Below are 207 nucleotides of genomic sequence, written 5' to 3'. Positions count from 1 at the left end.
GACCCTGTTTCATATATTATGCTGAATGATGGTATTGTTCGTGTATCTGTGTATGTATCAACGAAACAAACAGTATTAGCAGAACAGCAGAATATTATTCAACGCGGTGTAACACTAATTTATACTAAGCAAACAGAAAATATTGAAATTAATGTTATTGGAGTAATTCCACTTCTTACTGCAGAAAAAATTGCAGCCTCAATCGAG

1 protein-coding gene is annotated in these 207 nt (G+C 33.3%); it reads left to right on the top strand.

Annotated features, from left to right (window positions below):
• On the top strand, window positions 1–207 hold a 207-nt coding region (locus V6255_RS19130; protein WP_341629498.1), incomplete at both ends, for a MucB/RseB C-terminal domain-containing protein.

This window comes from Psychromonas arctica (assembly GCF_038155225.1).
GTDB classification, from domain to species: domain Bacteria; phylum Pseudomonadota; class Gammaproteobacteria; order Enterobacterales; family Psychromonadaceae; genus Psychromonas; species Psychromonas arctica_B.
This window is presented reverse-complemented; position numbering and strand designations above follow the sequence as displayed.